At 32.3% G+C, this 4,471-nt stretch carries 5 protein-coding genes; 2 read left to right on the top strand and 3 right to left on the bottom strand.

What is annotated here, in order from left to right:
* The first annotated feature begins 253 nt into the window (after positions 1-253).
* Complete coding sequence (locus tag LOK41_RS27375; RefSeq protein WP_241819257.1) at positions 254-748, top strand: hypothetical protein; 495 nt, start codon at positions 254-256, stop codon at positions 746-748.
* A 503-nt stretch (positions 749-1,251) separates the two neighbouring features.
* Here the strand turns inward: LOK41_RS27375 and LOK41_RS27370 are convergent.
* From LOK41_RS27370 to LOK41_RS27360, 3 genes are read right to left on the bottom strand one after another with little or no spacing between them, the layout of a single operon-like run.
* The gene (locus LOK41_RS27370) at positions 1,252-1,887 is read right to left on the bottom strand and encodes an ABC-2 transporter permease (protein WP_241819256.1); all 636 of its coding nucleotides are present in this window, start codon (positions 1,885-1,887) and stop codon (positions 1,252-1,254) included.
* Positions 1,877-2,743, bottom strand: a complete 867-nt coding sequence (locus tag LOK41_RS27365; protein ID WP_241819255.1) for an ABC transporter ATP-binding protein — start codon at positions 2,741-2,743, stop codon at positions 1,877-1,879. Before LOK41_RS27365 ends, LOK41_RS27370 begins: the two co-directional genes overlap by 11 nt.
* A complete protein-coding gene (locus LOK41_RS27360) occupies positions 2,740-3,123 on the bottom strand; it encodes a GntR family transcriptional regulator (protein ID WP_241819254.1) in 384 nt (127 codons plus the stop codon). The genes LOK41_RS27365 and LOK41_RS27360 overlap by 4 nt, the downstream gene beginning before the upstream one ends.
* A gap of 267 nt (positions 3,124-3,390) precedes the next feature.
* Between LOK41_RS27360 and LOK41_RS27355 the strand changes: the two genes are divergently transcribed.
* Positions 3,391-4,471 (top strand): IS4 family transposase (locus tag LOK41_RS27355; RefSeq protein ID WP_241819253.1); only part of this gene is annotated, 1,081 nt, incomplete at its 3' end.

Genomic DNA, 4,471 nt, shown 5'->3' with positions numbered 1-4,471 from the left:
TAACTTGTTTAGAGAGAATAACGTTTTTTTACAATTGGGAGGAAGTTAATATTCTTAAGTTGATGGGCATGCGGCGGAACCCCTAAGGGTTTTCTATGCCATAAAAAGACAATAAATAACCTGGAATATTTCTATATCAATAGACATTTACACGTTTCTACAAATATATGTTTAAAAACATGCTAACATTAAACTGGCTATTCTTCATTTTAGATCAAATACCAATGTTGCTGCGCTTAGGAGGTGATTATCTGTGGATTTTCTTAATGATTTTTTTACTTGGGCGTTTGAGAGACATCAAAATATCCTGAGTTGGTATATTCGTCCACTATTTTTATTGCCGTTTTGCTATTTTTCTTATAAAAGAAGTATCAAAGGGATAATAATCACTTTAGTTGCATTAGCTACAAGTATGTTTTGGTTTCCAAAACATACAACAGTGAATCCCAAAGTGGAAGCTTTTTTGGAAATGGAAATAGATTATTTGTTTGGCAAGTGGAACTTTATTAAGATGGCGTTGTCTTCACTGGTTCCGGTGACAATGCTTGCTTTAGCATATGCGTTTTGGAAACACTCTTGGAAGTATGGAATACTTGTCATTAACTTAATTGCTATATTGAAAGTTCTATGGAGTTTATATGCAGGTGATGGTTCAGGAGTATCAATCGTTTTACCAGCCTTTATCGGACTGATAATTTGTAATTTATTTATTTGGATTGCTTATAAAGTTGTAAAAAAAAAGAGATAATGATAAATCAACAGATAATAATTTTTAATCATTTAAGATCATTACGAGATAAAAACTTCATAAAAAAGCAGTAAAAATAAATAACCGGTTCCTTAACGTACAGGGGATCGGTTAATTTGCGTCCAAAATGTGTCTAAACGTACAATTTTCTTTTTTTGATATGGTGACCCCATGCCCATCAAGCTAATATTTTGAGATATCCCCAAAACGAAAATTTTACCTTTCTATAGTTATCCATAGGGATTCAGCTCAACTTCTTGGGGAATAATGAATTTCTTAGCTTGATGGCGTTGGAGTGGTATCCTTTAATGGAAAGAGAAATTAAGAAGACTAAGGATTTAAAGACTTGATTCATTTCAATATTCATAAAATCTACTTAATTAAGAAAAAGGTATATAACAAGGGGAACCTGAATTTTTAACAGGGATGGCTGAAAAAAATAAATTTTTACGCTGCTAAATATATTTCCTTTAATAGCTATCCCTATTATATTTTAAATTTAATTATAAATCCTTTTTTGCATATATTTTGAGAGATATCATCATTGATATAAGACTAATAACTATTGAAATAAAACAAGGCATCCATGCCAGAACAATTGATGGGAATGGAAAGGTAATTGTAAAATTAAAGTGTCCCTTTATAAGAGTAGGAGCGACAAAAGGTATTAAAAAGACAGTAAAAATTGTTATAATTTTTGTTTTGTCATAACCGAATTTAAATTGAACAGGGAGTAGTATACCAAATAAAATACTAACAATTAGAAATGTTATTCCAAGAGCGTTTAGGCTGAGTTTTTCTATACCTGATGGTATGATAATTGACGTAATAATACGGATGATGGAGACACAAATGAAAATTACAAAAAGAAAGAGATATTTTGCTTTTACAAATGCATTTCGTGTGTATGGAGTTGCACAAAGTAAAGTCGCCCCCTTGTACTGATCCTCAAATTTGGATATCGTACCAAATAAAATTTGCTCCATCAAAATCACTGTTAAAAGAAAGCCAACAAGACCGCCATCGTTTAATTGTAGTTGTGTAGAAACATAAATAGGAGCGATAGCTGCAAAAACAAGTAAAATTAAGAAATGTTTTTTGACTAGCATAAAGTCTTTCATTACAAGGTTAATTAACATGATTATTACCTCCGATGTATGAAAGCATAATATCCTCTATAGTCGGCCTTTCCACCAATACATCAGGCATGAGTCGACGAACATCATCTTTTTTATGAGTAATCCCCTCAAATCCGTATTGAGATTGATGCAAATTTAAAAAAAGTGGTTTGGTTTGTTCATTAATTAATTGATTGTCTCCTTTTACCAATGCATGTGTGTCCACTAATATATCTTTTTCCTCATTAACTAAAATTTTTCCATCATCGATTAAAATAATCATATCTGCAATTTTATCTAAATCAGAGGTAATATGAGTGGAAAAAAAGACACTTTTACCTGGTTCCTTCATGAAATCCAGAAGAATATTCATCAATTCACTCCGTACTAATGGGTCCAAACCACTTGTTGGTTCATCCATTATCAATAGGTCTGCATGGTGGGATAGTGCCAAAGCAACCGCGAATTTTATACGCATACCTTTGGATAGAGTAGAAATTCTTTGTCCTAGATTTAAATTAAATTGTTTAATGTAAGATAAGAAGACCGCTTCATCCCAGTCAGTGTAAGAAGGGGCAATCACGTTTTTCATTTCTTTTAATGTTAATTCATCATAGAAATATCCCTCATCTAGCACAATGCCAATTTTGTTTTTAGATTTCCTTTCATTTTTATCCATGTCTTTTCCTAAAAAATTAATTTTTCCGGAATCTTTTAAAATTAGGCCAAGGATTGCTTTAATTGTAGTAGTTTTCCCAGAACCATTAGTACCAATAAAGCCTGTTATGCAGTCTTTGTTAAGTGAAAAAGTAACATCTTTTAATGAAAAATTGTCGTAAATTTTATTTAGTTTATCCACTTCTAATACACCATTCATTTGTCATTCTCCTCCTCTAAAATTAAGTCCATCATCGAATGGAGATCATCCGTATGAATTCCTATACTTCGGGCCATCTGACAGACTTCTGCAAGTTTGACTTCTACCATGTGGCGCTTGGACTCCATTAATAACTCTAAGTTTGTGGGAGCTACATAAGTCCCTTTGCCGACCCTAGTAATAATAAAACCTTCTGCTTCTAGTTCTGCATAGACTCTTTTTGTGGTAAGTACACTTACATGTAAGTCGTTAGCTAATAAGCGGATTGATGGTAACTGTTCGCCTTCTTTCAATTCATTGTTAAATATTGATTCTTTAATCTGTTCCTTTATCTGCTGATATAAGGGCTGATTTGATACATTACTTAAGATTATTTTCATTAAACAACCTCTCTATCGATAAGTGTTATGGTATATGATATACAATATACACACCATATACAGTTAGTATTATAAATTATAAAAAACAGATTAACAAGATATATTGTTACAAAAATCACTTAAATGTTAATTTTAAGGAAACTCTTAACAAAGGTTTTATAGGAATCTCGTCACATCGCTATCAAGCACAGATAAATTTATATCCATAAAACGAAAAAAAACGCTATTCTTTTTGTAGAAATATACAGAAAGGATGGCGTTTTGAGTATGAATTTATCGATTTCTGACGAACTACAATTGTTTTCTCAAGAATTACAACAACATATGTCACCACATGCCTTGGAACAGTTAGCTAGAGAAATAGGTTTTGTTCAACGAAAAAGTAAATACCGCGCACAAGATTTAGTAGCTCTATGTATTTGGTTAAGTCAAAACATAGCTCATACTTCATTGACACAATTATGTAGTCGATTAGAAGCTAACACAGGTATTTCTATGAGTCCAGAAGGACTCAATCAACGTTTTAATTCTCAGGCTGTTCAGTTTTTACAACAACTCTTAGCACATTTACTTCATCAACAATTTTGTTCTTCTAGCAAGATTCCAACTTTGTATACAAACTATTTTCGACGTATTCGTGTATTGGATTCTACACATTTTCAGATTCCGAATAAATTTACTTCTTCATATCAAGGTTCAGGTGGTAGTGGTCAAAATGCTGGAGTAAAAATTCAATTAGAGTACGATTTGTTAAGTGGTCAGTTTCTACATGTACATGTGGGTGCTGGAAAGCACAATGATAAAATCTATGGTTCTACTTGTCTAGAATCTCTTCAACCGAACGATGTATGTATACGTGATTTAGGATACTTCGATTTAAAAGACTTACATACTATAGAAGAGTGTAATGCTTATTTCATCTCACGGCTTAAGCTTAATACTCGTATATATCAGAAAAACAAAAAACCTGAATACTTTCAGAATGGGACGATAAAAAAACATTCTGAGTACATCCAACTAGATATGAAACAATTTATTGATCAATTACAACCTGGTGAAACATATGAAATTCCTGAGATTTATATTGGAATGTATCAAAAGCTACCTGCAAGACTAATTCTGTATAAGTTAACTGAAACGCAAATGAGACGTAGACAAAAGGATTTAGCATCTAAAGAACATAAGAAACAAATTACCTATAAAGAACGCAGTAAGCGACTTAGTGCAATTAACTTTTACATTACAAATATTCCTTTGGAATACCTACCAAAGGAACAAGTATACGATTTCTACTCTTTACGATGGCAAATTGGCGTGTCCTTATCTGGACACGCCGATTTGCCATCGC

It is taken from the genome of Bacillus sp. TL12 (assembly GCF_022625245.1).
Taxonomy (GTDB): Bacteria; Bacillota; Bacilli; order Bacillales; family Bacillaceae_G; genus Bacillus_A.
Note: the sequence above shows the minus strand (reverse complement) of the source record. Positions and strands in the feature narration are given on the sequence as shown.

Bases quoted from the DNA above. Each gene is read 5' to 3' on its own strand.
- LOK41_RS27360 (WP_241819254.1), bottom strand. From the start codon at position 3,123: ATGAAAATAATCTTAAGTAATGTATCAAATCAGCCCTTATATCAGCAG.
- LOK41_RS27370 (WP_241819256.1), bottom strand. From the start codon at position 1,887: ATGTTAATTAACCTTGTAATGAAAGACTTTATGCTAGTCAAAAAACAT.
- LOK41_RS27365 (WP_241819255.1), bottom strand. From the start codon at position 2,743: ATGAATGGTGTATTAGAAGTGGATAAACTAAATAAAATTTACGACAAT.